Here is a 26,697-nt window from a genome sequence, read left to right on the forward strand (position 1 = left end):
CAGCGGTTTCTCATGATCACGGAGCGAACGTGCACACCTGAGTACCATAAGTCTCCGCGATCATGGCGAACCCGTGGTGCGGCCGGGGCAACGCGCATGATCACGGAGACTTATGGCGGTGCAGAACACGGTTTAAGGTGACATGTCGGCCGTCAGGATATAAGTCCGATATGTCGTGGCGCGGAGCGCCCGACATATCGTTTTGCCCTTGGCGGCGCGGGCGGTCGTCAGGCAGTCACTGGACTTTGAAGGTTTCTCCGTAGACCTTCCAGGTCAGTGGGGGGTTCAGGGTCAGGTTGCCGGCCTGGAGGAATTGTCGCTGGGCCGTGTCGACGCGGCTGGTGTCGCTGTGCGCCGCCTCCGTGCGCATCGCGGTGGCGCGGGCGTCCAGGAAGGCGTTGAGGTAGGTTGCCTCGTTGCCGCCCTGGGCCGGCGGCTTCGCCCGGGACAGGGCGGCCCGGCGGATGCCGCCGAAGCTGTCCGCGTCCGGGCCCGGGCCGTGCATGACCATGGCGTCGTAGTAGATGAACTGGCCCAGCGCGCCCAGGCCGTCGGCCTTGGCCTGGTTCACGGCCGGGTTGAAGTAGACGCGGTCGCGCTCGTCGTCCTGGGCCTTGGTGAATTTCGGGTCGGCCGCGGCGGTGCGCCAGTCGGCAGCGAAGCCCGGGTCGAGGCCGGCATGCGAAGCCGTGCCGTTGACGCGGCGCAGGGCCGGCAGATACTTGGCCAGGACGTTGCCGGGGGCGCTGCGCGTGTAGGCCTCGACGAGTTCCAGCATGTCGCCGGTGCCGGAGCAGAAGCCGATGATCCCGGCGGTGTAACCGCGGCCGTCGCCGATGTCCTCGATATAGCGGTACTGGGACTTCCAGTCCAGCGACGAGTTCTCCGCGGACGAGACCAGCTGCATCGCGATGTCCTTCTTGCGCGGGTCGTCCAAATCCGCGGATGCCGGTGATTTGGCGGTGGCCTGCGGGGGCGCGGCGGCCGTGGCGGAGGGGGCCGACGGGGCGGGCTGTGTGGCGCGGCCGGGTGCGCGCACCGCGGACGAAGGTGGCGGCGGCGGTGCCTCGCCGCTGCCGGTGCCGTAGACCTCGAGCTCGTACAACGAATATCCCCATTTCGTCCCGCGGGCGGTGCCGTAGAGCCGGACGTACCGCCCGGAGCCCGACAAGCCGGTCAGGTCGTCGGTGCCGCCGTTGCCGGCCCCGGTGCTGTAGATGGTCGTCCAGGCGGCGCCGTCGGGCGAGGTCTGGATCTTGTACTCCCGGCCGTAGGCGGTCTCCCAGCGCAGCCGGACCCGGCTCACGGTGCGCGGGCCGCCGAGGTCGACGGCGATCCACTGCGGGTCGACGCCCTCCTCGCTGCCCCAGCGGGTCCGCCCGTTGCCGTCGGTGACGTTGCCGGGCGCGAGCTCCGGCGCCTCGATCGAGGACGCCGCCACCGGCCGGCCCTGCGACAGCAGCGCGTCCGTGGCGGCCTCGGCGCCGGTGTGGGCCCACACGGCCAGCGGCACGGCGATCAGCGCGGTGACACCGGCGAGCGAGGCGAGCAGCCTGCGAGATAAGCGCATGCGCGAATCGGATCACGCGACGTGGTGGGCGCGCCGCCGAGCAAAGGTGGATTTCAGCAGAGCCTCAGGCGGGCGGTACCCGAACGGGTGACGCTCCTAAGAAAGCAGGTCCCGCAAGGCCGGCAGCAGGTCGGGATGTGCGAACTCGAAGCCGGCGTCGAGCAGCCGGCGGGGCACGCAGCGGCGGCCGGTGAGGGCGAGGGCCGGGTCGGTGCGCAGGACAACGGCGCCCAGCCGGGCCAGGGCGGCCGGGGTCGGCGGGGCGGGCGGGCGGCGCAGGACGGTGCGCAGGGCGGCCATCAGCTCGGCGTTGCGGACCGGGTTGGGTGCGGTGACGTGGACGACCCCGCAGAGCTCCGGGTCGTCGAGCCCGCGGCGGACCGCGGCGAGCAGGTCGGCGATGTGGATCCAGCTGACCCACTGCCGGCCGCCGCCGACCGGGCCGCCGAGCCCCCAGCGGACCAGGCCGGCGAGCCGGTCCAGGGCCGGGCCGCCGCGGTCGAGCACGATGCCCATCCGCAGCACGACCTGGCGGGTGTGCTCCACGATCGCGCGCTGGAAGGTGGCCGCCTCCTCCAGCGCCGCGGCCGCCTCCCAGGGCCGCGCCACGCCCGCCATCTGCGGCGGGCCGTCGGCGGGCGGCGCCGACTCGTCGAGCTCGGCCTCGCCGGCGTCGCCGTAGATGGCCAGGGTGCTGGCCTGCAGCCACACCGGCGGCGGCTCGGCGAGCACCGCGGCCGCCTCCACCAGGGCGCAGGTCGGCCGGACCCGGGACAGCCGCAGCAGCTCGACGTTGGCCCGGGTCGGGCGGCGGTCGACCAGCTCACCGGCCAGGTTGATCACGGCGGCGCCGGCCAGCTCGGCGGCCCAGTCCTCGACCGTGGCGCCGTCCCAGAGCACCTGACGGTACGGCAGGTCGTCGCGGATCCGGCGGGTCAGGATCACGATCTCGTCCCCACGGCCGGCGAGATCGGCCGCGATCCGCCTGCCGAGCGCCCCGGATCCCCCGGCCAGAACGACCTTCACGCCGCATTTCTACCAACTTGCAGTAGCCCGGAGTGCAGCAGGTCGGTGAGCGTATCGACGACCCGGTCGTCGGGGTGCTCCCCGCCGGGCGGCAGCGCGTAGCTCAGCAAGGCCAGCATCGCCCCCATCGCCGCGGCGACCAGCTCGGGCTCGCCGGGCAGCGACCGGCCCCGGTCCCGCAGGTAGTCCAGGTGCTCCCGCAGCACCGCCGTCTGCCCGGTCAGCTCGCGCCAGGCCCGGCCCGAGGCGGGGTCGTCGGCGACCATCGACTGGAACAGCGCGATCTGCACCGGCCGGTGCTGGCGCATCACCGCCCAGGCGACGCCGACGTGGTCGCGCAGCTGCGCCCGGTCGGTCAGGTCGTGGTCGGCCGGGTGGTCGCCGGCGGCGAGGTGCGCGTCGGCGGCCTCCTCCAGGTCGGCGAGCAGCGCCCGCAGCAGCTCCTCCTTGTCGGCGAAGTGCTCGTAGAAGGAGCCGGTGGCGCGGCCGGCCGCCGCGGTGATGTCGGTGATCTTGGTGTTGAGGTAGCCGCGCTCGGCGAACAACGCCCGGGCCGCCTCCAGCAGGGCCGCCCTGGTCTGGGCGGCACGGACCTTGCGCACGGGCCCCATCGTAACCGAACATACTTTCACCGAACTTTGATTCAGTGAATCGAGATTCAGGGAGTGGTTGGGATGCGCGCGATCGTGATCGGGGGCGGGGTGGCCGGCGCGGCGACGGCGGTGGCGCTGCGCCGGGTGGGTGCCGAGGTGACGGTGTACGAGGCGTACGACGACCCGGCCGGCGACGTCGGCTCGTTCGTCAGCCTCGCCGCCAACGGGCTGCGCTGCCTGGAGGCGCTCGGCTGCCTGGCGCCGGTGCAGGCCGCCGGTGTGGCGGTGCCCCGGCAGCGGATGTGGTCGGCCGGTGGGCGGCTGCTCGGCGACGTGGCCCGGGGCCGGCCCGCGAGCGACCCGCGGCCGAGCGTCACGCTGGCCCGCGGGCGGCTGGTGGCGGCGCTGCGGGCGGCCGCCGCCGAGGCCGGGGCCCGGATCGTCACCGGCGAGCGGCTCACCGGCGCGGCCGAGACGGCGGCCGGGGTCACCGCCGAGCTGGCGAGCGGCCGGGAGGACCGCGCCGACCTGCTCGTCGGCGCCGACGGGCTGTGGTCGGCGGTCCGCGGGCGGCTCGACCCGGCCGCGCCCCGCCCCCGCTACGCCGGGCTCTACGCGATCTCCGGCGCGTCCCGCCTCGACGGCGTCGAGCCGGGCGTGTTCAACCTGACGTTCGGGCGCAACGGCGCCTTCATCCACCTGCTCGCCGGCGGCGAGGTGTGGTGGTCGGCGCAGGTCGCCGACCCGCGGGCGCCGGAGCGCGACGACGTCGACGAGGCCGGCTGGCTTCGCCGGGCCGCGGAGCTCTACCGCGCCGAGGCGGTCCCGGCGGCGGTGATCGCGGCCAGCACCCGGCTGGACCGCACCGTGCTCATGCACGCCCTCGACCCGGTGCCGGTCTGGCGCGGCGAGCGGACCGTGCTCGTCGGCGACGCCGCCCACCCGGTCGGCGCCGGGCAGGGCGCCTCGATGGCCCTCGAGGACGCGCTCGCCCTCGCCGCGGCGGTGGCGGCCGAGCCGGCGGTGCCGGCGGCGCTGCGGGCATACGAGACGGCCCGCCGCCCGCGGATCGCCAAGATGCTCGGCGCAGCCGAGGAGAACCGGGGCGTCAAGCGGGCCGGGCCGGTGCGGCGCCGGGCCCAGGCGGTGGCGATGCGGCTCTTCGTGCCGCTGTTCTACGAGCGGGCGACCGCCTGGCTCTACGCATATGACCCACTAACCTTGGCGGGTGAGCAGTGAGCGCCGCGGGCAGATCGAGGCCGTCGTCCGGGGTGCGGTCCCCTACGAGCAGGGGTTGGACGCGCTGGCCGTCGCGCCGGCCGGCGAGGTCGACCCGGCCCTGTTCGCCGCGGTGACCGAGGCCGGCGCCCGGCTGTGGCGAGGCGGCTGGCAGCCGGCCGAGCTGCACCGGGTGGTGGTCCGCCGGGGCGGCACCGACCGGCCGGTGCTCGGCCGGGTCGTGACCGACGCGGTCGCCGCGCACCTGCGCGGCTTCGCCCGCCGGGACGTCGACGAGCGCTGGTGTGCCCAGGCCGAGGCGCTCGACGCGACGGTGTGGTGGCGGGCCGACGCCACCTACGCGTCGGAGCTGGCCGCCCGGCACCGGCTGGACCGGGTCTCCGCGCTCGACGACCTGCTGAGCCTGCTCGTGGTGCTCGCCGAGCTGCCGCCGATCGAGGTGCTGGTGCCGCCGCCGGGCACGGCGCCGCGGCCACGGGCGGGCGGCAGGCAGGCCGGCGGTACCGCGGTCGACGAGAAACTGCTCGAACGGGTCAGGGCGCTGCTGGCCAAGGCCGAGTCGACCGGCTACCCGGCCGAGGCGGAGACCTACACCGCGAAGGCGCAGGAGCTCATCGCCCGGCACTCGATCGACGAGGCGCTGGTGGCCCGCCGGGACGGGCCGGACGCCGCGGTGGTGCCCTTCGCCCGCCGGATCGGCGTCGACCACCCGTACGAGAGCGAGAAGGCGTCGCTGCTGAGCGCGGTCGCGGCGGCGAACCGCTGCCACACGGTCTGGTCGCCGGACTACGGGTTCACCACCGTGTTCGGGTTCGACGCCGACATCGACGCGGTCGATCTGCTCTACACGTCGCTGCTGGTGCAGGCGGGCCGGGCAATGGCCCGCGACGAGCCGCCGGGCGGCAAGGCGGGGCGGGCCCGGCTCAAGGCGTTCCGCCAGTCGTTCCTCGTCGCCTACGCGGTGCGCATCGGCGAGCGGCTGGGCCGGGCCGCCGAGGCGGCGCTGGATGCGGCGCCGGAGGCGGCGGACCTGCTGCCGGTGCTGCGCTCCCGCGACGAGCAGGTCCGCGAGACGATGCAACGGGTGTTCCCGCGCACCGTGCGCGGCCGCGGCAGCCGGGTCGACAGCCGGGAGGGCTGGGAGTCCGGCCGGGAGGCCGCCGACCGGGCCGCCTTGTAGCCGGTTGGCCAATTGACGATGCTTCGACGCCTGTGAGAATCTCCCGCGTCACATTTCTTCAATACGACGGGGAGCCACTCCAGTATGATCACGATTCCCGCCGGACAAGTCGCGGCCGGTCACCTGCCGCCCGTCTGTCCGCGCCACGGCGAAGCGCCGATCGAGAGCAAGCGCATCAAGCTGATCTCGAAGCCGCCGTCCTGGGCGCCGGTGCTGATCCTCGTGGGCGTCATCACCTACGCCATCGTGGTCGCCGTCATGCGCAAGAAGGTCGACGCGCCGGCCTGGCCGTGGTGCGCGCAGTGCAAGGCCCAGCGCTCGCGCCTGCTCGGCATCGGCTGGGGCCTGGTGGGCCTCGGCGCGCTGCTGTTCGTCATCGGCATCGCGGTGATGGGCAGCAACGACTCGGGCGCGATGCTGTTCCTGCTCGGCCTGATCGTGCTGCTCGTGGGCATCATCGTCGCGGCGCGCGGCGGCTATCAGGCGGTCACCAGCGCGTTCGTGTCGCAGGACGGGCAGTTCGTCGAGGTGCACAAGCCCGACGACCGCTTCGTCCAGGCCCTGCAGTACGGCGGCCAGCCGCTGCCGCAGCAGCAGCGCTACTGAACGTAGAGCGGGCCGCGCACTCCGCCAACCGGTGTGCGCGGCCCGCCTCCCCCGCCCTCAGGGGGTCTACGGGGTGGTCGTCCACACGAAGGTGGCGCTCGCCCCGGTGCTCGCGGTGACGGTCACGGTGCTGGTCCCGGCCGAGGTGGCCGTGCCCGAGATGACCCCGGCCGCGCTGATTGACAGCCCGGCCGGCAGGCCGGTCGCCGTGTAGGTCGCCCCGGCCGCGCCGAACGCCCACGAGACGGGCCGGCCGACCGGGCTGCTCATCCCGTACGGGTTCGGCAGCAGGTTGGACGGCACGGTCGCCGCGGTCACGGCCAGGTTCCCGGTCAGCGGCAGGCTCCGCGAGGAGTTGCCGACCGAGATCTGGTACGTCCCGGACGCGGTCGTCCAGGCGTTGCTCGACGTGTTCCAGTAGGCCAGGTCCTTGGCCGTGACCGTGAACGTCACCGTCGTGGACTGGCCGGCGTTCAGCGTCACCCGCTGGAAGCCCTTCAGCGACCGCGGGGGCTCGCCGGCGGCGGCCGGCGCCCCGACGTACAACTGCACGACCTCGGTGCCGGCCCGGCTGCCGGTGTTGCTCACCGTCGCGGTGACCGTGGCCTTGCCGTTGTTCAGCGCCCCGACCTGCAGGTTGCTGAAGCCGAAGCTGGTGTAGGACAGACCGTAGCCGAACGGGAACAGCGGCGCGATGTTCTGGCTGTCGTACCAGCGGTAGCCGACCTTGAGCGCCTCGGAGTACTGCACCTGGTTGTTCGCGCCGGGCCACTGCGCGGCGGTGTGCGCCGGCACGTCGGCGAGGCTCTTCGGGAAGCTGACCGGCAGCTTGCCCGACGGGTTGGCGTCGCCGAACAGCAGCGCCGCCGTCGCCGTGCCGACCTGCTGGCCAGCGTAGAAGCCCTCGAAGACCCCGGCCACCTGGTCCAGCCACGGCATGGTGGTCGCCGAGTTGGTGTGCAGCACCACGATCGTGCGCGGGTTGGCCGCGGCGACCTGGCTGATCAGCTGGTTCTGGCTGCCCGGCAGGTCGATCGTGGTCTGGTCGCTGCCCTCGTTGCCGTAGTTGTTGCTGGCGAACACGATCGCCACGTCGGAGCCGCGGGCGAGGTTGACGGCGTTGGTCAGGTTCGTGCCGTCGTTGTAGGTGACGGTGGTACTCGTGCCGGCCACCCGGTTCTGGATGCCGGTCAGCGGCCACACCGTGCCCGAGCTCGTCGCGGTGGCGCTGCCCCCGCCGACGCTCTGCACGCCCGCGCCGCCGTCGACGCCGAGCACGGCGATCGAGTGGGTGGTCGCGGTCGACAGCGGCAGGATCCCGGTGTTCTTCAGCAGGACCGTGCCCTCCTCGGCGCCGCGGCGGGCCACGTCGGCGTGCGCGGCGGTGCTCACGTTCGCGCTGGGCGAGCCGGTGGGCGCCTTGTCGAACAGCCCGAACGCGAACATCGGGGTGAGCACGCGGGTCACCATGAGGTCCAGCTGCGCCGCGCTGACCTGGCCGTTGGCGACGGCCTGGCGCAGGAAGTCGGCGTAGAAGTACCCGCCCGGCATCTCCATCGTCATGCCGTTGTTGGCCGCCGGGACCGTCGAGTGCGCCGCGCCCCAGTCGGACGTGACGAACCCGCCGAAGCCGGCCTGCTGGTAGAGCGCCGTGTTGAGCAGGTACGGGTGGTCACAGTCGTAGGTGCCGTTGACGGTGGCGTACCCACACATGATCGACGCGGTCGCGCCCTGCGTCACCGCCGCCTGGAAGCCCGGCAGGTAGATCTCCTGCAGGGTGCGGTCGTCGACGATGGCGTTGTCGGCCGGCCCGTTGCGGTTGGTCTCCTGGTTGTACACGGCGGCATGCTTGGCCTGGGCCATCACACCCTGGCTCTGGATGCCGCGCACGTCGGCCACGGTCATCTGGGAGGTCAGGTAGGGGTCCTCGCTGAACGTCTCGAACGCCCGGCCCCAGCGCGGGTCCCGCACGATGTTCAGCGTCGGCCCGAGCGCCACGTTCGCCCCCTTGCCGGCGAACTCGGCGCCGATCGCCGCGCCGTACTCCTGCTCCAGCGCCGGGTCGAAGGTCGCCGCCGAGGTCACCGCCGACGGCATCTGAGTCACGCCGCCCATCCCGTCACCGACCCCGCCCGGGCCGTCCTGCAAGCCCATGTTCGGGATGCAGAGCGACGGGATGCCGGTCAGGTTGCCGATGTACGGCGACGAGGCCCCGTTGCCGTGCAGGATCGAGATCTTCTGGTCGGTGGTCATGCGGCTCAGCAGCTGGCTCACCCGGGTCGCGACCGGCGCCGTCGACCCCACCCACGGGCAGCCGGCCGGCGGGGACGTGGTCGGCGGGCCGGTGGTCGGCACCGAGCCGATCACGTGCACCTCCAGCTCCCACAGGGAGTACCCGTACGGCGTGGCCCGCGCGGTGCCGTTCATCCGCACATAGCGCGCACTGCCGGTCACGGTGATCGTCTGGGTACCGCCGGTGCCGGTCGTGGTGGAGTACGCGTTCGTCCACGTCGAGCCGTTGGCGGACAGCTGGATCTGGAAGGCGGTGGCATACGCGGTCTCCCACTGCAGCACGACCTGGCACACCTGCGCGCTCGCGCCGAGGTCCACCTGCAGCCACTGCGGGTCGGAGAACGCGCTGGACCACCGGGTCCCGGCGTTGCCGTCCACGGCGCCGGCGGCCGGCGTGCCCGCGTTCTCCGTCGAGGAGGCGGTGGCGGCGCGGTTGAGCGCGGCGTTCGTGGTGCCACAGGTGCCGGTCCCGGTCTCGCCGTAGACCTGGAACTCCCACAGCGAGTACCCGTACGGCGTGCCCCTGGCGGTGCCGTACAGCCGGACGTAGCGCCCGGCGCCGCTCACGTTGAGCGTCTGGGTACCGCCGGTGCCGGTGGTCGTGCTGTAGACGGTGGTCCAGGCGGCGGCGTCGGCGGAGACCTGGATCTGGAAGGCGGAGGCGTAGGCGGTCTCCCACTGCAGCACCACCTGGCTGATGGTGGCGCTGGAGCCCAGGTCGACCTGCAGCCACTGCGGGTCGGCGAACGCGCTGGACCACCGGGTCCCGGCGTCGCCGTCCACGGCGCCGGCGGCCGGCGTCCCGGCGTTCTCGGTCGAGGAGGCGGTGGCCGGCTTGCCCTGCGACAGCAGCTGGGTGGCCGCGGACGCGCTGAGCGTGGTGACGGCGAGATACCCCGTGGCGAGCAGGGCCACGACGCCCAGCGGCACCAGCCGCCAGCGCCTGAGCCGAATTTGTCGGATATTTCGGGCACGCAGCATGCAGACCTCTTGGCGGAGAGGAGCCAACGCCCTTCGGGTGAGAGAGCGCTCTCTGAAGACTTCCCCCGCACTCCCTCGTCTGTCAAGAGAACGAACACAATCGATTGGGAGAGCGCTCTCCCACCGCGCCGGCCTCGCGCGTCGCGAGCCAAGTCTTTCGGGGGGCCACGGAGCACGCGTAGCGACCGGAAGTCTCCGCGATCATGCGCAACCCGCCGCCGACACCAACGTTTTTCATGATCACGGAGCGGCGATGTACCCCTGTGTACCGAGAGTCTCCGGGATCATGGCAAACCCGCGGTGCGGCCACCGCGCACATCATGATCACGGAGACATACGTCCGCACCGCCGCGCCGCCCCGGGGGCGGCGCCGATGACAGCCATCGACGGCCGGCCCGAAGGGTGCCCCCGGCCGCCGTCCGTGCGGCCGGGTGGGTGCCGCGGCGGCGCGCCCGGGGGCACGGCGCCGCGGCGGTTTCGCGGACGGAAGCGCCGGTTCAGCGCAGGGACGGGAAGCCGCCCAGGGGCTGGGCGGCGGCTTCCTGGCGGACCTGCTCGGCGGCGGCCGCGACCGAACCGGCCGCGGCCACGCGCTCCACCACCGCCGCCACCACGCGCGGCGCGGCGAAGGAGGTGCCGCTCCAGGCGGCCCAGCCCGAGGCGAAGCTCGGGTGGTGGATGAACGTGCTCACGACGTCGGCGCCGGGTGCGGCCAGGGTCACCCACGGGCCACGGTTGCTCCACTCGCAGACGGTACTCCCGTCGTGGGCGGCGACGGCCAGGATCTGACCGGCCCATGCCGTACCACTCAAGGAAAACGCGGCCGGCCAGAACGGGCGGCCGTCGATGCCGTCGTTGCCCGCGGCGGCGACGACGACCCGGCCGGTGCCGGACAGGAAGCCGGCCAGAGCCGCGGACAGGATGGCCGGTGGCTGGTCGCCGACGGAGAAGCCGCCCAGCGAAAGGTTCAGCACGTCGACGTCGGTGAGCGCGGTGATGGCGGCGGCCAGGTCCGCCTCGGTGCACACGCCGAAGCTGTCCAGGACCTTGACGATGCGGACCTGGGCGGCGTCGGTGCCCTGGACCACGACACCGGCGATGAAGTTGGCGTGGCCGACGTCGGAGTCGAGCTCGCCGTTGTTGTCGCCGTCGAGGACGGTTTCGTGGTTCTCGGCGGCGGCGGTGTAGCAGCCGGCCGGCAACGGGCTGTCGGTCCAGACGCCGGTGTCCAGGACGACGACCCGGACGGAGGATGCCCCCGTGGCCGAAGGGGCGAGTTTGGCCGGCGGAGCGTCGGCCGGCAGCGGCGGGCCGAACGGGCCGCCGTGCTCGTGCGGCGTGGACAGGAACACGTGGTTCGGGCCGACGACGGCGTCGGGCAGCTGGCCGCGCAGCTGGCGCACGGCCGAGCTGACGTCGAGGCCGCGGGCCTTGAGCCGGCGCAGGCCGGTGTGCGGCTCGTCCTCGACGATCTCGCTCGCGCGGTGGCCGAGGCCGGTCAGGGTGCGGTGCGCGATGCCGACGCCGCGGTCGGAGACCAGGATCTCGTCGGCGACGAAGCGCACGGTGCGCCCGGACTGTACTTCGCTGCGCAGCCACGGCAATGTGGACAGACGCGCGCCGCGGGCCTGCTCCCACCGCCCGAGACGATCATTCGGTACGGACATGTTTGCTTCCCCCCATAACAATTCAATGATGAGGCCGGTGACATGAGTCGCGCCCCGGACCCCGTGATACACATCCGAGCCTTTGGCAGGATGCAACCATGACGGCAGCGCCCGTACTCCCCGCCGCCGATGACGATCTGGCGCAGCGGCTGCTACCGATTGTGATGGCCGACCCCGGCAAGGCCAAGCACCTCGCCGAGACGGCGCTGCACGACGCCCGCCGCGACGGCGACCCCGGCCGCGAGGCGGTGGCGCTGCGGGCGCTGGGGCTGGTGGCCCGGGCACGGCACGACGCGGCCGGCGCGGCGACGCACCTGCGGGCCTCGATCAACGTGGCGCGCCGGCACGGGCTGCGGGTGCACGAGGCGGAGGCGCGGATGAGCCACGCGCTGATCCTCGACGACCTCGGGCGGCCGAGCGCGGCGCTGAAGGAGATCGACCGGGCGGTCGCCGAGCTGCAGGGGCACCGGCGGGCCCGGGCGAGCATGCAGCGGGCGCTCATCCTGCGCCGGCTGGGTTTCGACCGGCAGGCGATGGAGCTCTACCGCGGGGCACTGCGCGCCTTCCGCACCTCCGGCGATCAGGTGTGGGAGGCGCGGACGCTGACCAACCGGGGCGTTCTGCACGGGTACCGCGGAAACCTCAAACAGGCCGAGAGCGATCTGCGCGCCGCCCAGGTGCTCTACAACCGCCTCGGCATGGCGACGGCGGCCGCGCAGGTGGAGCACAACCTCGGCTTCGTCGCGGCACAGGCCGGCGACGTGCCGACGGCGCTGGCCCGCTACGACCGGGCGCACGACCGGCTGTGGAGCACCGGGGTCGACGCGGTCAGCCTGCTGGACCGGGCCGACCTGCTGCTGTCGGTGCGGCTGCTGCCGGAGGCGCACGCCGCGATCCGGGCCGCGATCGACGCGTGCACGGACGGGCACCTGGACTCGGTGCTCGGCCAGGCGCACCTGACGCTGGCCCGGCACGGCCTGGCCGCCGGCGCGGCGCAGGAGTCGAAGGAGGCGGCAGCGGCCGCGCGGCGGGTGTTTCAGCGCCAGAACCGCACCGTGTGGAGCGCCCGGGCCCGGGTGGCGGAGCTGGCCGCGGTGGTGGCGCTGCGCAAGGCCAACCGGGGCACGCTGCGCGAGCTGCGGTCGGTCGCCGCGCACCTGCTCGAGGCGGGCTGGCTGCAGCCGGGCTGGGACGCGCTGCTCGACGCGGCACAGCTGGCGGTCGACCTCGGCGAGCTTTACACCGCCCGGGAGCTGCTCACCGAGGCCGGCGGGGCGGCGAAGCTCGGGCCGGCCCCGGTGCGGGTGCGCTGGTGGCACATCCGGGCCCGGGTGGAGCTCGCCTCCGGCGCGGTCACCGAGTCGGTGCGCGCGGCCACGGCCGGCCTGCGCCAGGCCGACACCTACCGGGCCAGCCTCGGCGCCACCGAGCTGCGGGTGCGCGGCAGCGCGGAGACGGCGGCCCTCGCCGGGCTGCGGCTGCGGCTGGCGCTCGTGCACGGCGGCCCCGCGTCGGCGCTCACCTGGGCCCAGCGCTGCCGCTCGGCCGCGCTGTCACTGCCGCCGACCCACCCGTCGACCGACCCGGTGGTGGCCCGGCACCTGACCGAGCTGCGGCGGATCAACGCCGAGCTGGCCGCGGCGCCGGCCGGCCCGCAGCGCACCGGTCGGCTGCTGCGCCGGCAGCGGGTGCTGGAGGCCGAGATCCGCCGCCGCTCCTGGCGCGCGCCCGGCTCCTCCGCTCAGGCTATTGAGTTGTCGATCCCGGCGCTCGCGGCGGCCCTGGGTGAGCGGGTGCTCGTCGAACTGCTCGACATCGACGGGCTCCTGCACGCCCTGGTGGTGCGCGGGCGCAAGGTCACGCATCGCATCGTCGGGGAGATCGACGCGGTGCGAGCCGAGCTGGAGTCGCTCAGGTTTGCCCTGCACAACCAGGTGCTCGGGCATGCCGCCGGCGGCGAGCGACTCGAGCGGCGCGCCGAGGCACTCGACCGGCTCCTGCTGGACCCCCTCGCCGACCTGCTCGGCGAGGGGCCGCTGGTGCTGGTGCCGACCGGGGCCCTCCACGCGCTGCCTTGGGGGATGCTACCGCGGCTGCGGGGCCGCTCGCTGACCGTCGCACCGTCGGCGACGATATGGTTGCGCCGCGTCAGCACGTCCACTGTGGACGGCAAGCTGGTGCTGGTCGGCGCGCCGTCGGCGGAGCAGGCGAAGGACGAGGTGCGGGAGATCGCGGCGGACCGGCCCGGCGCCGTGGTGCTGTCCGGCGAGCAGGCCCGGGTGGCGCCGGCGCTGACCGCGCTGGACGGGGCGGCGATCGGGCACATCGCCTCGCACGGCGAGTTCCGGGTCGACAATCCGCTGTTCTCGTTCCTGATGCTCGCCGACGGGCCCCTCACGGTGTACGACCTCACCGCGCTGCGCCGGCCGCCGGGGCTGCTGGTGCTGTCCGGCTGCGACACCGGCCTGGCCGACGTGCACCCCGGCGACGAGCTGATGGGGCTGGTCGCGGCGCTGCTGAACATGGGGACGGCGACGGTGATCGCCTCGACCGGGCCGGTCGACGACGGCGCGACCCGGCACCTCATGCGGTCGTTCTACGCGCACCTGGGCAAGGGGCTCGCTCCGGCCGCCGCGCTCGCCGCGGCGCAGGCTTGCGCGGACCCCGGTGACCGCGCGAGCACGGACAGTTTCGTCTGCTTCGGCGCGGGTTGATCGACCCGGATTCTTGTCACACCCCGGTCCTACGATGGCGCTCGTGACCCGACGACGCGCCCGCCTCCCGCTCGCCACCCTGGTGGTGCTGCTCGGGCTGGGCGCGTTGGTGGCCTGGGCGCTCGGCGGGGCGCTCGGCCTGCGGTTCACCCGGGTCGCGGTGCCGGTCGAGCGCCCGTCCGTCGCCGACGTGCTCCCGGCGGCGCCGGTCTCGCTCGCCTCGATCTCCGTCCCGGCGTCGCCCCGCCTCACGCTCGCGGCCGGCGCGGTGGCCGACGCCGTGGCCGCGCGCGGTTCCCCGCGCCCCTTGGTGGGATCCGATGAGCCGGCCGATTTGGTGGTACGGCTCGATCCGTCCCTCCCGGCCACCGCCTATCGCCTCGACCCGCCGCTGGCACTCACCGCCAGCGACGAGGCCGGTGCCGCCTCCGGGCTCTATGCGCTCGCCGACCGGATCCGCTCCGGCGCGCCGCTGCTGCCCGACGACCAGCGCGGCACGGTGGTCAAGCCCCGGCTCGGGCTGCGGCTCACCGACGCCGGCTCGGTCGGCCGGGAGCCCGACGTGACCGCGTTCGCCGCCGGCACCGACTACTCGCTCAACACCGACGTCGTCGGCGGGGCGCTGCTGCCGGAGGCGCCGTGGGTGGACCGGTCCGCCGTGGAGCGGATCTCCCGCCAGTTCCACCAGTTCGTCGACCATGCCCTGGCCCAGGGGTACAACGGCGTGGTGCTGCCGGGGTTCCTGGAGTATGTGACGTTCTCCGGCGTCGGCGACGGGCACGCCGTCTATCCGGCCGGCGACCCGCACATCGCCCGCGCCGAAGCGCTGACCGAGGCGTTCGCGCCGGTGTTCCGCTATGCCGCCGACATGGGCATGCGGGTCTACCTGCTCACCGACATGCTGGCGCTGTCGCCGCCCCTGCGGCGATATCTGGAGCACACCTATGGCGGCCTGCGGGTCTCCGACCCCGCGTTCTGGCAGGTGTATTCCGCGGGTCTGGCGGAGCTGTTCCAGCGGCTGCCGTTCGCCAGCGGCCTGATGGTGCGCATCGGCGAGGGCGGCGGCGTCTACAAGCTGCCCGGCTGGGACTACGAGTCGCGGATCGCCGTCACCACGCCCGAGGCGGTGCGCACGATGCTCGGCGCGCTGCTGGGCACCGCCGGCGCGGGGGGCCGAGACGTCATCTTCCGCACCTGGACCGTCGGCGTCGGCGCCGTCGGCGACCTGCACACCGACCCCGACGCCTACCGGGAGGTCCTCGGCGGCCTCGACGACCCGCACCTGATCGTGTCGACGAAGTACTCCCTCGGCGACTTCTACAGCCATCTGCCGTTCAACTCGACGCTCGAGGTCGGCGACCAGCGGCGGATCGTGGAGTTCCAGTCGCGGCGCGAGTTCGAGGGGTTCGGGTCGCTGCCCAACGACCTCACCGGGCTGCACCAGCAGGCGCTGCAACGCTTCCTGGCCGCCAACCCGCACGTCGAGGGCATCTGGACGTGGACGCAGGACGGCGGGCCGCTGCGCGCCGGGCCGATGACGCTGCTGCTGCGGTCCGGGTTCTGGCAGCTGTATGACCTCAATTCCTACGCCCTCGGCCGGCTGGCCTGGGACCCGGCGACCCCGCCCGCGCGGATCACCGCCGACTGGGCCCGGCAGACGTTCTCCGACGACCCGGCCACCGTCACCGCGATCTGCCGCATGATGGCGATGTCCCGGGAGGCGATCACCAAGGGCCTCTACCTCGGTCCGTATGCCGACGAGAAGGTCCAGGCCCTCGGCCTCGAACCGCCGCCGATGATGTGGATCTTCGAGTGGGACATCGTCACCGGCGACTCCGCCGCCCTCGACAGCATCTACGCGGTCAGCCGCGACCACATCGACGAGACCATCGCCGAGGGCGACCGCGCGGTGGCCCTGGCCGCCTCGATGCGCGGGACGATCGCCGCCACCGACCCGGCCGCCTGGCGCGACGCGACCCTGCGCGCCCGGCTCCTGGACACCCTCGCCTACGAGACCGACCTCCTGCGCACCCTCGGCGCGTATCGCACGATGTTCCTCCGCCACGCCCAGTGGCTCGACACCGGCTCGTCCGCCGCCCGCGCCGCCTGGCAGCAGGCCGAGGCCGATTACCGCGCGGCCCACGCCGCGCACGTGGCCCGCTACGGCGGCGACGTCGACCTGCCCGCCTACAACTTCGCCGCCGCCGACCTGGGCGCGGCCCGCGCCGACCGCGACCCGGCGATGGCCGTGCTCGCCCGCGCCCTGCTCGCCGCCCTGGTCCTGCTGCTGCTCATGGGCGCCGTCGGCCGCTCACCCGGCCTGCGCGCGCTGTGGCTCGGCGCGACCCGCCCGTGGCGCCTGGCCGACCTCGCCCCGCCGCCCGCCCTCCTGGACCGCGTGCTGGTCGTCACGATCCCCGCCGCCGCCCTGGTCGCCTCGCGCCTGATCTACACCTGGTTCGCCGCCCCCGCCCACCTGCTCCTCTCCCTCGGCGCCTGGCTGCTCTTCGCCGCCACCGCCCGCGCCCTGCTCGGCCGCCGCGACCCGTTCCACCTGTGGGCCGCGATCGGCGGCGTCGCCCTGCTGCGCACCGTCATCCTGCTCGCGGCCCTGGCCCTCCGCGGCCCCGGCGGCTACTGGTTCGCCTTCTGGACCGACCCGGCCCGCCGCTCGGCCTACGTCTGCCTGGCCTTCGCCGCCTTCGCCTGGCTGTTCGTGGCGGTCGCCCTGGTCCTGCGCGACCGCCACGCCCTCCCCCGCCGCCGCACGGCCGCCACCCTCCTCGCCGCGACCGGCGTGCCACTGACCGCGCTGGGCGGCCTGATCACCGCGCTGGGCCTGGAGCGCGCCCTGACCTTGTGGAACGACCAGATGGCCCTGCTGCCGTGGGGCTTGTCCCGCATCCTCGGCATCACGGTGTACCTCGGCATCCCCACCTACCTCCCGGCCGCCACCACCGTGCTCGGCGCCGCCCTCATCACCGCCGCCACGCTCCTCTCCCTGCACCGCCGCCCCAGCCCCCGCCCTGGCTCCCGCCCCGCCCACCGCCGCCCGGCCGCCCCTCTCCCACCCGGCCCCTCCGTCTCCTCCCCGCCACCACCCTCCCCACCACCACCCCTCCCCCCACCACGGCCCCTCGGCGCATAGCTCGCCGCCCGACGCACAGCTCATCGCCCGACGCGCAGGTCATCGCCCGACGCGCAGGTCATCGCCCGACGCGCAGGTCATCGCCCGACGCGCAGGTCATCGCCCGACGCGCAGGTCATCGCCCGACGCGCAGGTCATCGCCCCGGCGCACAGGCCGCCGACCGCCCGCTCTTCCCGCCGCCGCCCCTTCGCCTGTCGCGGCCGCTCGGCGCATAGGTCGTCGGCCGGTCGCTCGTCCCCTGGGCCCTCACCCGCGCTCCCCGTCTGGAGGTCGCCGGGGGCGGGGCCGGGGGCGGATCACGAGGCCGCCCCACGCGGGGCGCCGACCGCCACCGGTAGGAGACGACGGGTCATCGGCGCATGCCCCCGGGGCGGGGCGGTTGTTGCGCATGTCGCACCCGTCGGGTGCAGCATCCGATTTGTGCGGCCGGGCCGGACGTATGTCTCCGTGATCATGATGTCTACGGTGACCGCACACCGGGTTTTCCATGATCCCGGAGACTTGTGGTACACGGGTGTACGTCAGCACTCCGTGATCATGAAAAACCGTTGGTGCCGGTGCGGATTGCGCATGATCACGGAGACTTCCGGTCGCCGCGGCGGGCAGCGTCCGACATGTGGGATGTGTGACCCGGGTGAGCGCCCACTTGACCGCGCTGCCCGCCGCGATGTGTTGGAGCGGTGCTGCGCCCACCCGGCCGATGGCTCACCCTGATCAGCGCGGGGCATTGACGGGGGTGCGTGGCGGCGGTTCGCGGGCGGGTGCGCGGGGTATGCGTCAGGCATGAGGCATCAGGGGGTCCGTCAGGTCGTTGTCGTCACCGGGGCCACCGGCGGGATCGGCCGAGCCACCGCGCGGCGGTTCGCGCGACGGGGCGCCGCGGTGGCGCTGCTCGCGCGCGGGGACGCCGGGCTCAAGGCCGCGGCCGAGGACGTGGAGGCGCTGGGTGGCACCGCGCTGCCGATCGAGGTCGACGTCGCCGACCACCGCCAGGTCGACGCCGCCGCGAGCCGCGTCGAGGACGAACTCGGCGCGATCGACGTGTGGGTCAACGACGCGTTCACGTCGGTGTTCGCCCCGTTCATGGAGATCGGCCCGGAGGAGTTCCGCCGCGTCACCGAGGTGACCTACCTGGGCTACGTCTACGGCACCCGCGCCGCCCTCGACCGCATGCTGCCCCGCGACCGCGGCGCCATCGTGCAGGTCGGCTCGGCCCTGGCGTACCGCGGCATCCCGCTGCAGAGCGCCTACTGCGGCGCCAAGCACGCCGTCCAGGGCTTCAACGAATCGTTGCGCACGGAGCTGATGCACGACAAGAGCAACGTCCACGTCACGATGGTCCAGATGCCGGCCGTGAACACGCCGCAGTTCGACTGGGTGCTGTCCCGCCTGGGCCGGCACGCCCAGCCGGTACCGCCGATCTACCAGCCGGAGATCGCCGCCCGCGCCGTGATGTACGCCGCCGACCACCCCAAGCGCCGCGAGTACTGGGTCGGCGCCTCGACGGTCGGCACGCTCATCGCCGACAAGTTCGCGCCGGGCCTGCTCGACCGGTACCTCGCCCGCACCGGGTACGACTCGCAGCAGACCTCGCAGCCGCGCAACCCGCGCCAGCCCCGCAACCTGTGGGAACCCGCCGACGAGAACACCGACTTCGGCGCCCACGGCGACTTCGACGACCGCTCGACCAGCCGCGCCCCCCAGCTGTGGGCCTCACACCACCACGGCCTGCTGGCCGCAGCCGCCGGCGCCGCCTTGGCCGCCCTGGCCGCCGGCGCCACCTACGCCCGCCGCCGCTGACCGCCGACCGTGACAGTGGTTCCGCATACCGTCATGCGTTCCTCACTAAGGATCCTACGTAGGGCCCTATCTGGTTGCGCACAATCAACTAGGTGTGGAAGCATGGTCTCGACGCGGTTCGCAGACACGGGAGGAGCGCCGCGATGACTACCACCATCCCCAGCCAACGCTTGCCAGAACCTCAGCCGGACGAGCAGGACGACGACGATATCTGGCGGCCGACCCGCGAAGAACTCACCGCCGCGATCCAAGCGGACCTCGACGAGTTCGGCCTGACCCGTGAGGAACTAGCCCGTCAGGCGGCGGAGAACGACTTCCAGTCCTGGTCGGCCAAGAGCCTCTGGATGATGATCGAGGTCTCCGGTGCCTAGATCTCGGCTCGAAGAGGGCTGCGCCGCCTTGGCCGCGGACATGACCAGGCTGCTCAACGCCACGGTGACCGACGGGGCGACCATCCGTTCGAGGACGACCGACCCCGGCGTCGTAGCTCTCGGCACCGGCCCGGGGCGCCACGGCGCGCCGGGCCGGCCCGTCCCGATCGCCGCGCAGGGCGGCACGCGGCTGTGGCTCGGCGTCTCGGCGTTTCTTTTCGCTGACGACGACGGTCACCTGACGGTGCTCAAGTCAACCTGGGGACTCTTGACCGGGCGGAACGCCGATACGGACGTGCTGCACTACGACTACGAGCGCGGCAAGGATGGTTACCCGGAGGCGCATCTCCAGGTCTACGGGCGCAATGCCGACCTCGAGGAGGTGCTCGAGTCCGTCGGTCGCAAGCGGGCGCGGCTGCATCAGTTGCATCTGCCGGTTGGTGGGCGGCGGTTCCGGCCGGCGTTGGAAGATCTCATCGAGTTTCTTATCGACGAGCGGCTCGTCGAGGCCAAGCCGGGCAGCAAGCAGGCCCTGGAGCGGTCCCGCGGCGCCTACCACGACGTGCAGCTGCTGGCGGCGATCCGGCGAAGACCCGCGAAGGCCGCCGAAGGGCTGGCCATGCTGGCGGCGGTGCGGTGAAAGCTAGGAGCGTTCGGCGAGGGGGCGGCCGTCCCAGCGCCAGGAGGTGCGTGGGGAGTGACCGGGCAGGGCGGTGCGGCCCGTCGCCCAGAGCAGGGTCTCCCACGGGTTCTGGTGGGGCGGGAGATCCACGAACAGGCGGTCCAGGACGGCCTGGCACAGCCGCGCCGGCGGATCCCACGGTCGCTCGACCGTGTCCGCCACGTCCCAGGCGTGCACCAGTACCTCCAGCACGCCCATCGCGGCGAAGCCCTCCGGGTCGCTGAGGCCGTCCGGGTGCCAGCCGCGGCGCGACGGCGGGGCGGCGTCGATCACGCCGGCCAGCATCGCTGCGCACGCGTCCAAGGCGCGTAGCAGGCCCAGGGTGCCGGCCTTGCGCTCGACGAAGATGGTCGACGACGGGCCGCCGTCGCGCATGGTGCGCCAGACGAACGGGAGGTACGCCTCCTGCGGGGCATCCGCCGGGGCAATCTGGGCGGCGTAGGCGAACAGGTCGTCGGCCATGTGCTCGACCGTCTCCCAGCAGCTCCACGACAGCGTGCCGGCCGGGCGGTCCCAGCCGTCGTCGGGAACGTCGCCGAATGCCTCGCGGACCCGTCCGACCGCGTGCAGGACGTCGCTGCCGTTCATCGTCACCCCGCCGACGCTAGCAGGCTGGCTCAGCCGGCCAGGGGCAGCGGGGCCGTCGCGGGGCCGGCCTCGCGCCATTGGCGGAGCATCGGCGTCGGGGTCCAGCGCAGCTCTCGCTCGCGGTAGGCGGCGTCGGCGCAGCGGGCGGACCAGCTGCGCGCCGCCCTCGGCAGCGGGACGTCGCCGCCGAGCAGTTCGTCGCGCAAGGCGTACAGCACGGCGGCGGCGTGCTCGAAGGCCGGCACCTCGCGCTCGCGCTCCGGCAGCGTCGCCATCCAGTCCAGGTCCCGGCCCTCGCAAACCGGGCAGTCGCAGGCCCACAGCCGGGCATCAGGATGCCCGCGGCGGGCGCGCGAAATCGCACTGATCCGGCGGTACGACATCGTGGGTTTGAAAATCGTCGACGGCGGGCGAGGCCCCGGCGGCGGCCGGCCACCCCCGGCCTCGCGGGGCGCGAGGTGCCGCAGCGCCCCGACCGTGCCGACGGCGGCGGCGACCGCGCCGTGACACAGGGCGCCCAGCGCGGAGAGGTCGCAGCGCAGCAGCAGGACCGGCACCCCGCAGCCGAGCACCTCCAGCAGCCCGCTCACGCAGCCGACCAGGGCGAACGGGTCGCTGCGCGCCTCCAGGACCAGGGCCACCGGCACCCCGGCGTCGCGGACGTGGCCGGTGAGCAGGGTCAGGTGCAGCCGGTCGCGCAGCCACGCCGGGTGCAGCGGCAGCACCGCGATCCCGTCCGGCACCGCGGCGGTGCGGCGCAGGATGCTGACCAGGCCGGGCTCGTCACCGTCGGCGATGTACCCCGAGTCGGTGAGCACGGGCAGGCCCAGCTCCCGCTGCCGGCGCAGCCAGCGCGGGTTGAACGGCGCGCTGGCCGGCAGGCGGTTGCGCCCCGCGTAGCGCGCGGCGTCGAGCAGCAGCGGCGCGTCGAAGCCGCCCTGGCGGCGCAGGTAGGCGGCGGTGGCCAGCAGGCCGGCCTCGTCGTGGGCATACGGCGAGATCACCAGCCCGCCGTGCGGCCTCCGGCCGATCGGTGCGCAGCGCAATGCCTGGTTCGCCGCACAGTGTACGAGCAGGCTGCGCCCGGTGAGCATGACCGACCGTCCCCGTCACGTTGGGTACATCGATCGTAACCAATCGTGCGGGATTCACGAACATTCATCTTCCGCAGTCGACCTCGATGGAGGTCTGCGCGGTCGCGGCGCTCGGCGAGCTGACGGCGATGCGCACCTGGTGCTGGCCGGTCGTCGGGTTGACGGTGACCCTCGTCGTCTCGGTGAACGTGGTGTCGGTCGCGGTCTTGCGCACGGCCAGTGTCTCGTTGATGGTGTACCGCACGGGAAGCCCCGGCTGGCTCAGCACCATCCGCACCGTGAGCCGCGCGGTCAGCGTGCCGCGGCAGGTGCTGAATGCGGCCGGGTCGGCGGCGACCGTCACCGACACCACCCGCGGCCCGGACGGGGTCGACGGAACGGGCGAGCTCGGCCGGGCCGAGGTCTTCGACGCCGACGGGCGGACGGACGCCGACGACCGGATCGCGCTCGGCCGGACCGGCGTCGGCGAGGCGCTGCTCTCCGGCACCACCGGCGCCGGCGTCGCGCGGGCGGCGACCGGCCGGTCGCCCGGGTCGCTGCCGCCGCCGGTGTTCAGCGCCGCGACCACGAGGCCGACGATCGCGATCAGCGCCACCCCGCCGCCGACCAGCAGGGCGAGGGTGCGCGGACCCGGCCCGTCCGGCGGCGGCTCCGGTAGCCCGGGCCGCTCGTCGTCGCCGCCGAACAGATCCGTCATTCCGGGTGTTTGGTCAGCGTCGGCGGCTTCAACGAGAACGGCGGCTTCCGCGTGGTCGGATGCGTGTCCGGCGGCGTGGTGGTCGCCGGCGGCGGCTGGATCGTGGTCGGCGGCTTGCCGCTCTTGCTCGGCTTGCCGCTCGACCCGCCCGCCCGGCCGTCGAAGCCCGACGGCGCCATCGCCCAGGTCGGCGACGCCGACGGCTCGCCGGTCGGCGACGGCCCGCCGGACGAGCTCGCGGCGCTGGAGGGCTGCTCGTTGGCGACCGCCGGCGAGTCGACCCCGCCGCCGGTGCTCAGCGCGGCGATCACGAGGCCGATGATGAACACCAGCGCGAGGCCACCGCCGGCCAGCAGCATCATCGTCTTGCGGTCCATCGGGCCGCCGGTCTCGGCCGGCTCGGGGCGCTCGGGCAGGCGGATCTCGCCGGTGTACTCACCGTAGATGAACCGCGGCAGGCCGTCGCGCGTGACGTCGTCGTTCATGCTGGGCTCCTCGGCACCCCGGCATCGTAGCGAGTCTTCAGCGGGAGCAGTCGTTCGTGAAGGTCGCCGATGAGCTCGCCGCGCTCGGGGCGGTCACACCAAGCGCGTAGGTAAATGTGTTTTTGCGCGTGTTGTCAACCGGGACATGGAAGCTTGTGGTGTACGTTCCGTTCGTCGCCGTCACGGTCCGTGGTGGCTGACCGGTCACGGTGTATGTGACCTTCGTCCCGGGCTGGTTCACGGTGATCGTGACCGTGACCGTGACGTCGAGGCCGCCCCGCCGGCACGGGCCGTCATAGTAGTCCGGGTTCGTTTCGATTTTCGCGGATAGTACCGCCGGCTTCGCGGACGGCGACCCCGAGCTCTTGGTCTTGGCCGGCTTGCCGGACGGCGAGGCCGAGGCGGACACCGACGGCGACTCGCTCGGCGTCGGGCTCGGCTCCGGGCTCGGCGGCAGGGTCTGGCTCTGCCGCGACGGCCCCGGCACGACCGGGCCCTCCTGCGCCGCCGTCTCCTTCGGACCGCCGTGGCCGAGCACGCCGATCGCCACCAGCAGGGCCAGCACGGCGGCACCGACCAGGGCCGCGGTCTTGCGCTGCGACCAGCCCTTCCGCGGCGGTGCTGGATTGTCTGGTACGTCCACCGGCGCCGCTTCCGCAGGCATTTCGTCCACTTCGGCCGGCGGTGGCGGCGGAGGCGGCGGCACTGGCGCTGCCACCGGCAGTGGCACCGGCACCGGCAGTGGCAGTGGCAGTGGCACGGGCGGGGATGCCGGGACGGCCGGGGCCGGTGGCGCCTCCGCGGGCGGGCGAATCACCCCGACGAGCGCCTGGCGGGCGGCGTCGCCCATCGGACGGTCCTGCGGATCGGCGGCCTGCAGGGCGGTGAGCGCCCCGACCAGCGACGCCGGCAGGGGTTTGCCGCTCGTGTTGGACGGATCGCCGCCGGTCGCGGCGAAGGCGAGCGTGGCGCCGAGCGAGTAGTAGTCGCCGGGCGGGCCCGCCTCGCCGGTGTGCATCCGCTCCGGAGAGATGTACGCGGGCCGGCCGAGCGGCACGCCGTGGCCGATGGTGGCGGCCAGGGCGAAGTCGGCCAGCAGCACGTGGCCGTCGGGCTGCAGCAGGACGTTGGCCGGCTTGACGTCGCCGTGGACGATGCCGGCGGCGTGCGCGGTCCGCAGCGCGTCGAGCAGCGCCAGGCCGATCCGGGCCGTCTCGGTCGGAGAGACCGGACCGTCGGCGCGCACCCGCTCGTCGAGCGAGCGCCCCTCGACGAACCGCATCACGATCCACGGCGTGCCCTCGTCGACCACCACGTCGTGGACGGCGACGATGTGCGCGTGGACAAGCCGGGCCACGGCACCGGCCTGGTTCACCACCACATCGACGATGGCGGTGCGTTCCTCGTCGCTCAGGGTGTCCAGGAGGCGCACCTCCTTGATCGCCACCAGCCGCTGCAGGTGCAGGTCACGGGCGCGCCACACGATGCCCATGCCGCCCGCGCCGATCGCGTACTCCAGCCGGTACCGGTCCACCAGCGTCTTCAAGATCAGACCCCGCCCATTGCCGTTAAAAGGACATCCCAGCACGCCCGCCACCACCGACGCGGTCGGTAAAACGGACCGTCTTAGTCTGCCGGATAGCTCCCGGCGATACGAACCTCGTCAATGTTCAACTTGCCCTGCAACCGCCTGGAGCACTACGTCGTCAATCCGTCGCTCATCGCGCACAGCCGGACGACCGTCGCCCGCATGTGCCGGATCATCCGCTCGCCCAGCGGACCACCGACAGCAGCGGCGGCCCGAACAGCAGCGTGACGACAAAGACACCGGACGTGACGAACACGATCAGGTCCGCCCGGCGAGCCCGGCCGGCATGGCGACCGCCGCCGCCAAGGCGACACCGCCGCAGGCCGGGCGTCGGCGGCCCACCGGTGGAGGCACGAGCGATCATCGACGCCAACCCCGGGGCAGCGCGACGGACCGGTGCGAATGTCGCACCCGCCGGGCGCAACCTCCGATCCGCGCGGCCAGAGGCGGACGTATGTCTCCGTGATCATGATGCCCGCGCTGACCGCACACCGGGTTTTCCATGATCCCGGAGTGTTGTAGTACCCCCGTGTACTACAACACTCCGGGATCATGGAAAAACCGTTGGTGTCAGTGCCGGTTGCGCATGATCACGGAGACTTCCGGTCGCTACGCCGCGCTCCGCAGCGGCCAGCGCGCCCACCGCACCACGCGTGGCGCGACACCGGGGCCGGGCCGCGCCGGGGCAACGCCACACCGCGCTGGGCCGCACCACACGGCTGCACCGCGCAGCGCCCGACGGGTGGGACGTGATCGCCGATCGCACCCGCCCCGGATGGTCGGGACGCGCAGACCGGACACCACGAAGCCGCCGGCAGGCACCGCGTCCAGCGGCACTCGGTCTGCGCCGGTGCAGGCGGAGATCTCCTCCGGCTCCGGGGCGAGGGTCCGCAGCGACATCAGCGGCCGGGCCGACACGTCCACGCCGCCAGCCGGGCATGACCCCGATCGAGGGCGCCGACGCGTCGCGGTCACGTCCGCTGGTGTCGTGTATGAGGGGCGCCGGTTCCCGCGCGGCACCAGCCGGTGCCGAGGCGCGGGCGGAGCACGGCCGGAGCACGGCCGGAGCACGGCCGGAGCACGGCCGGAGCACGGCCGGAGCACGGCCATTGCGGGTCGGCCGCCCATGGACCCCGCGAAGCGCATCACGGCCGCGCCGGTGGCCGCTCCGTGGCGGACCCCGCCAAGCTCGCACCACACCGGCGGGCGGGGCCTCCGGGGCAGGCACCCCGCGACGAGCAGCGACACCGGGCGGTGCGAGCCGGAACCGAGGCGACGGTCCCGCTCGGCGCTCGCGGTGATCAGGTGGCCTCCAGGGCGAGCAGGGCGGTCTTGGCTTCCGGGCCGCCGATGTAGCCGCCGAGGGTGCCGTCGGCGCGCAGCACCCGGTGGCAGGGGACGACGACGGGCAGCGGGTTGGTCGCGCAGGCCGTGCCGACCGCGCGGACCGCTCTCGGGTTGCCGACGAGCTCGGCGACCTGCCGGTAGCTGCGGGTCTGCCCGTAGCCGATCTGCGGCAGATGCCGCTGCACCAGCTGCCGGAATCCGTGGCACAGCGACAGATCGAGCTCGACGTCGAACGCTTGGCGGCGCCTGGCGAAATACTCGTCGAGCTCGCGGGCGGCGCTCGCCAGGCGCCCCGGCGCGCGCAGGATCCGCAGGCTCAGCTGCCGGCCGAGGGTGTCCAGCACCCGGTCGTGGTCCTCGCTAGCGTAGGCCACCCGGACCAGCCCCCGCGGCGTGGCCGCCAGCAGCAGCTTCCCCACCGGCGAGTCGACGATCGTGTAGGCGACGTCCACGAGCCCCGCCTGCTCGGCCTCCCGCTCCAGGCGGCGGTGCAGCCGGTCGAGGGTCGCGGCGTCCACCGGCGCCGACAGCCGGGCGGTGATGTCCGTCATGATGACGCTCCCGAATACTGCTTTCTGAGGTTCCTGATGCCGTCGGCCGCCGCTCTTCGCGCCGCGTCGACGGTCCCCTCGAGGATCTGCGCGATCTCGGCATACGCCAGGCCGGCGACATAGCGATAGGCGACCGCCTGGCGCTGCTTGGCCGGCAGCCCGCTCACGGCGGCCCACAGGTCCGCATCCCCGGCCCCGGGTATGCCCAGCGCCGTCGGCTCCTCCGGCAGCTCCTCCACCGGCACGGGGTTGCGCCTCGCCGCCCGCAGCACGTCGATCGCCTTGCGGTGCGCGATCGTCACCAGCCAGGCCTCCACGTTTGCCGTCTCGGGGAGGCCCGGATACGCCCGCATCGCCGAGAGGAACGTCTCCGACCACGCGTCGTCGGCGTCGTGCGGCGCGAGCAGGACGCGGCAGACCCGCAGCACGGTGCTCCCGTGCTGTGCGACGACCTTCTCGAACGGCTGCTTCATATCC

21 protein-coding genes are annotated in these 26,697 nt (G+C 73.6%); 8 read left to right on the forward strand and 13 right to left on the reverse strand.

All coding sequences use genetic code 11. The features are described from left to right. Positions 1–235: 235 nt before the first annotated feature. The 3 genes from ACQPXD_RS43800 to ACQPXD_RS43810 form a co-directional block, all read right to left on the reverse strand. Complete coding sequence (locus ACQPXD_RS43800; RefSeq protein ID WP_432828918.1) at positions 236–1,570, reverse strand: chitosanase; 1,335 nt, start codon at positions 1,568–1,570, stop codon at positions 236–238. A gap of 96 nt (positions 1,571–1,666) precedes the next feature. Continuing rightward, positions 1,667–2,596 (reverse strand): TIGR01777 family oxidoreductase, encoded by a 930-nt coding sequence (locus tag ACQPXD_RS43805; RefSeq protein WP_432828920.1) that lies wholly within the window; start codon positions 2,594–2,596, stop codon positions 1,667–1,669. Beyond that, positions 2,593–3,198 carry a TetR/AcrR family transcriptional regulator gene (locus tag ACQPXD_RS43810; RefSeq protein WP_432828922.1) on the reverse strand — a complete coding sequence of 202 codons (606 nt, stop codon included), beginning with the start codon at positions 3,196–3,198 and terminating at the stop codon, positions 2,593–2,595. The genes ACQPXD_RS43805 and ACQPXD_RS43810 overlap by 4 nt, the downstream gene beginning before the upstream one ends. A 72-nt stretch (positions 3,199–3,270) precedes the next feature. On the opposite strand from ACQPXD_RS43810, the gene ACQPXD_RS43815 reads away from it, so the two are divergent. From ACQPXD_RS43815 to ACQPXD_RS43825, 3 genes are all read left to right on the forward strand, one after another. Then, positions 3,271–4,428, forward strand: a complete 1,158-nt coding sequence (locus ACQPXD_RS43815; protein ID WP_432828924.1) for an FAD-dependent oxidoreductase — start codon at positions 3,271–3,273, stop codon at positions 4,426–4,428. Continuing rightward, on the forward strand, positions 4,418–5,608 hold the full coding sequence (locus ACQPXD_RS43820; RefSeq protein WP_432828926.1) for a DUF2786 domain-containing protein: 1,191 nt from the start codon (positions 4,418–4,420) through the stop codon (positions 5,606–5,608). The genes ACQPXD_RS43815 and ACQPXD_RS43820 overlap by 11 nt, the downstream gene beginning before the upstream one ends. Positions 5,609–5,692: 84 nt before the next feature. Further along, positions 5,693–6,214: a hypothetical protein gene (locus ACQPXD_RS43825; RefSeq protein WP_432828928.1), complete on the forward strand. Its 522-nt coding sequence runs from the start codon at positions 5,693–5,695 to the stop codon at positions 6,212–6,214. A 66-nt stretch (positions 6,215–6,280) separates the two neighbouring features. On the opposite strand, the gene ACQPXD_RS43830 is transcribed toward ACQPXD_RS43825, so the two are convergent. Together ACQPXD_RS43830 and ACQPXD_RS43835 are read right to left on the reverse strand one after the other, a co-directional pair. Beyond that, a complete protein-coding gene (locus ACQPXD_RS43830) occupies positions 6,281–9,487 on the reverse strand; it encodes a glycoside hydrolase family 3 C-terminal domain-containing protein (RefSeq protein WP_432828930.1) in 3,207 nt (1,068 codons plus the stop codon). A 497-nt stretch (positions 9,488–9,984) separates the two neighbouring features. Further along, positions 9,985–11,154 (reverse strand): S8 family peptidase, encoded by a 1,170-nt coding sequence (locus ACQPXD_RS43835; protein WP_432828932.1) that lies wholly within the window; start codon positions 11,152–11,154, stop codon positions 9,985–9,987. Between the two features lie 98 nt (positions 11,155–11,252). On the opposite strand from ACQPXD_RS43835, the gene ACQPXD_RS43840 reads away from it, so the two are divergent. From ACQPXD_RS43840 to ACQPXD_RS43860, 5 genes are all read left to right on the forward strand, one after another. Further along, positions 11,253–13,868 (forward strand): CHAT domain-containing protein, encoded by a 2,616-nt coding sequence (locus ACQPXD_RS43840; RefSeq protein ID WP_432828934.1) that lies wholly within the window; start codon positions 11,253–11,255, stop codon positions 13,866–13,868. 43 nt (positions 13,869–13,911) lie between these two features. Continuing rightward, entirely contained in the window at positions 13,912–17,016 is a 3,105-nt protein-coding gene (locus ACQPXD_RS43845) for a hypothetical protein (protein ID WP_432828936.1), read from the forward strand. A gap of 784 nt (positions 17,017–17,800) precedes the next feature. Continuing rightward, on the forward strand, positions 17,801–18,817 hold the full coding sequence (locus ACQPXD_RS43850; protein WP_432828938.1) for an SDR family oxidoreductase: 1,017 nt from the start codon (positions 17,801–17,803) through the stop codon (positions 18,815–18,817). Positions 18,818–18,960: 143 nt separating this feature from the next. Then, the gene (locus ACQPXD_RS43855) at positions 18,961–19,188 is read left to right on the forward strand and encodes a hypothetical protein (RefSeq protein ID WP_432828940.1); all 228 of its coding nucleotides are present in this window, start codon (positions 18,961–18,963) and stop codon (positions 19,186–19,188) included. Positions 19,189–19,228: 40 nt separating this feature from the next. Further along, the gene (locus ACQPXD_RS43860; RefSeq protein ID WP_432828942.1) at positions 19,229–19,828 is read left to right on the forward strand and encodes a hypothetical protein; all 600 of its coding nucleotides are present in this window, start codon (positions 19,229–19,231) and stop codon (positions 19,826–19,828) included. A gap of 3 nt (positions 19,829–19,831) precedes the next feature. Here the strand turns inward: ACQPXD_RS43860 and ACQPXD_RS43865 are convergent, their stop codons facing one another. The 8 genes from ACQPXD_RS43865 to ACQPXD_RS43900 all read right to left on the reverse strand — a co-directional run bounded on the left by ACQPXD_RS43865 (position 19,832) and on the right by ACQPXD_RS43900 (position 26,693). Then, entirely contained in the window at positions 19,832–20,458 is a 627-nt protein-coding gene (locus ACQPXD_RS43865) for a maleylpyruvate isomerase N-terminal domain-containing protein (protein WP_432844176.1), read from the reverse strand. Between the two features lie 29 nt (positions 20,459–20,487). After that, a complete protein-coding gene (locus ACQPXD_RS43870) occupies positions 20,488–21,462 on the reverse strand; it encodes a hypothetical protein (protein ID WP_432828944.1) in 975 nt (324 codons plus the stop codon). Between the two features lie 154 nt (positions 21,463–21,616). Beyond that, a complete protein-coding gene (locus ACQPXD_RS43875) occupies positions 21,617–22,249 on the reverse strand; it encodes a hypothetical protein (protein ID WP_432828946.1) in 633 nt (210 codons plus the stop codon). Then, on the reverse strand, positions 22,246–22,734 hold the full coding sequence (locus ACQPXD_RS43880) for a hypothetical protein (RefSeq protein ID WP_432828948.1): 489 nt from the start codon (positions 22,732–22,734) through the stop codon (positions 22,246–22,248). The genes ACQPXD_RS43875 and ACQPXD_RS43880 overlap by 4 nt, the downstream gene beginning before the upstream one ends. A gap of 37 nt (positions 22,735–22,771) precedes the next feature. Then, complete coding sequence (locus ACQPXD_RS43885; protein ID WP_432828950.1) at positions 22,772–24,331, reverse strand: serine/threonine-protein kinase; 1,560 nt, start codon at positions 24,329–24,331, stop codon at positions 22,772–22,774. A gap of 163 nt (positions 24,332–24,494) precedes the next feature. Next, positions 24,495–24,686 carry a hypothetical protein gene (locus ACQPXD_RS43890; protein WP_432828952.1) on the reverse strand — a complete coding sequence of 64 codons (192 nt, stop codon included), beginning with the start codon at positions 24,684–24,686 and terminating at the stop codon, positions 24,495–24,497. Between the two features lie 937 nt (positions 24,687–25,623). After that, on the reverse strand, positions 25,624–26,220 hold the full coding sequence (locus ACQPXD_RS43895) for a methylated-DNA--[protein]-cysteine S-methyltransferase (RefSeq protein ID WP_432828954.1): 597 nt from the start codon (positions 26,218–26,220) through the stop codon (positions 25,624–25,626). Beyond that, positions 26,217–26,693 carry an RNA polymerase sigma factor gene (locus ACQPXD_RS43900; RefSeq protein WP_432828956.1) on the reverse strand — a complete coding sequence of 159 codons (477 nt, stop codon included), beginning with the start codon at positions 26,691–26,693 and terminating at the stop codon, positions 26,217–26,219. Before ACQPXD_RS43900 ends, ACQPXD_RS43895 begins: the two co-directional genes overlap by 4 nt. Positions 26,694–26,697: the final 4 nt, after the last annotated feature.

The sequence above is a fragment of the Dactylosporangium sp. CA-092794 genome (assembly GCF_050948465.1).
Taxonomy (GTDB): domain Bacteria; phylum Actinomycetota; class Actinomycetes; order Mycobacteriales; family Micromonosporaceae; genus Dactylosporangium.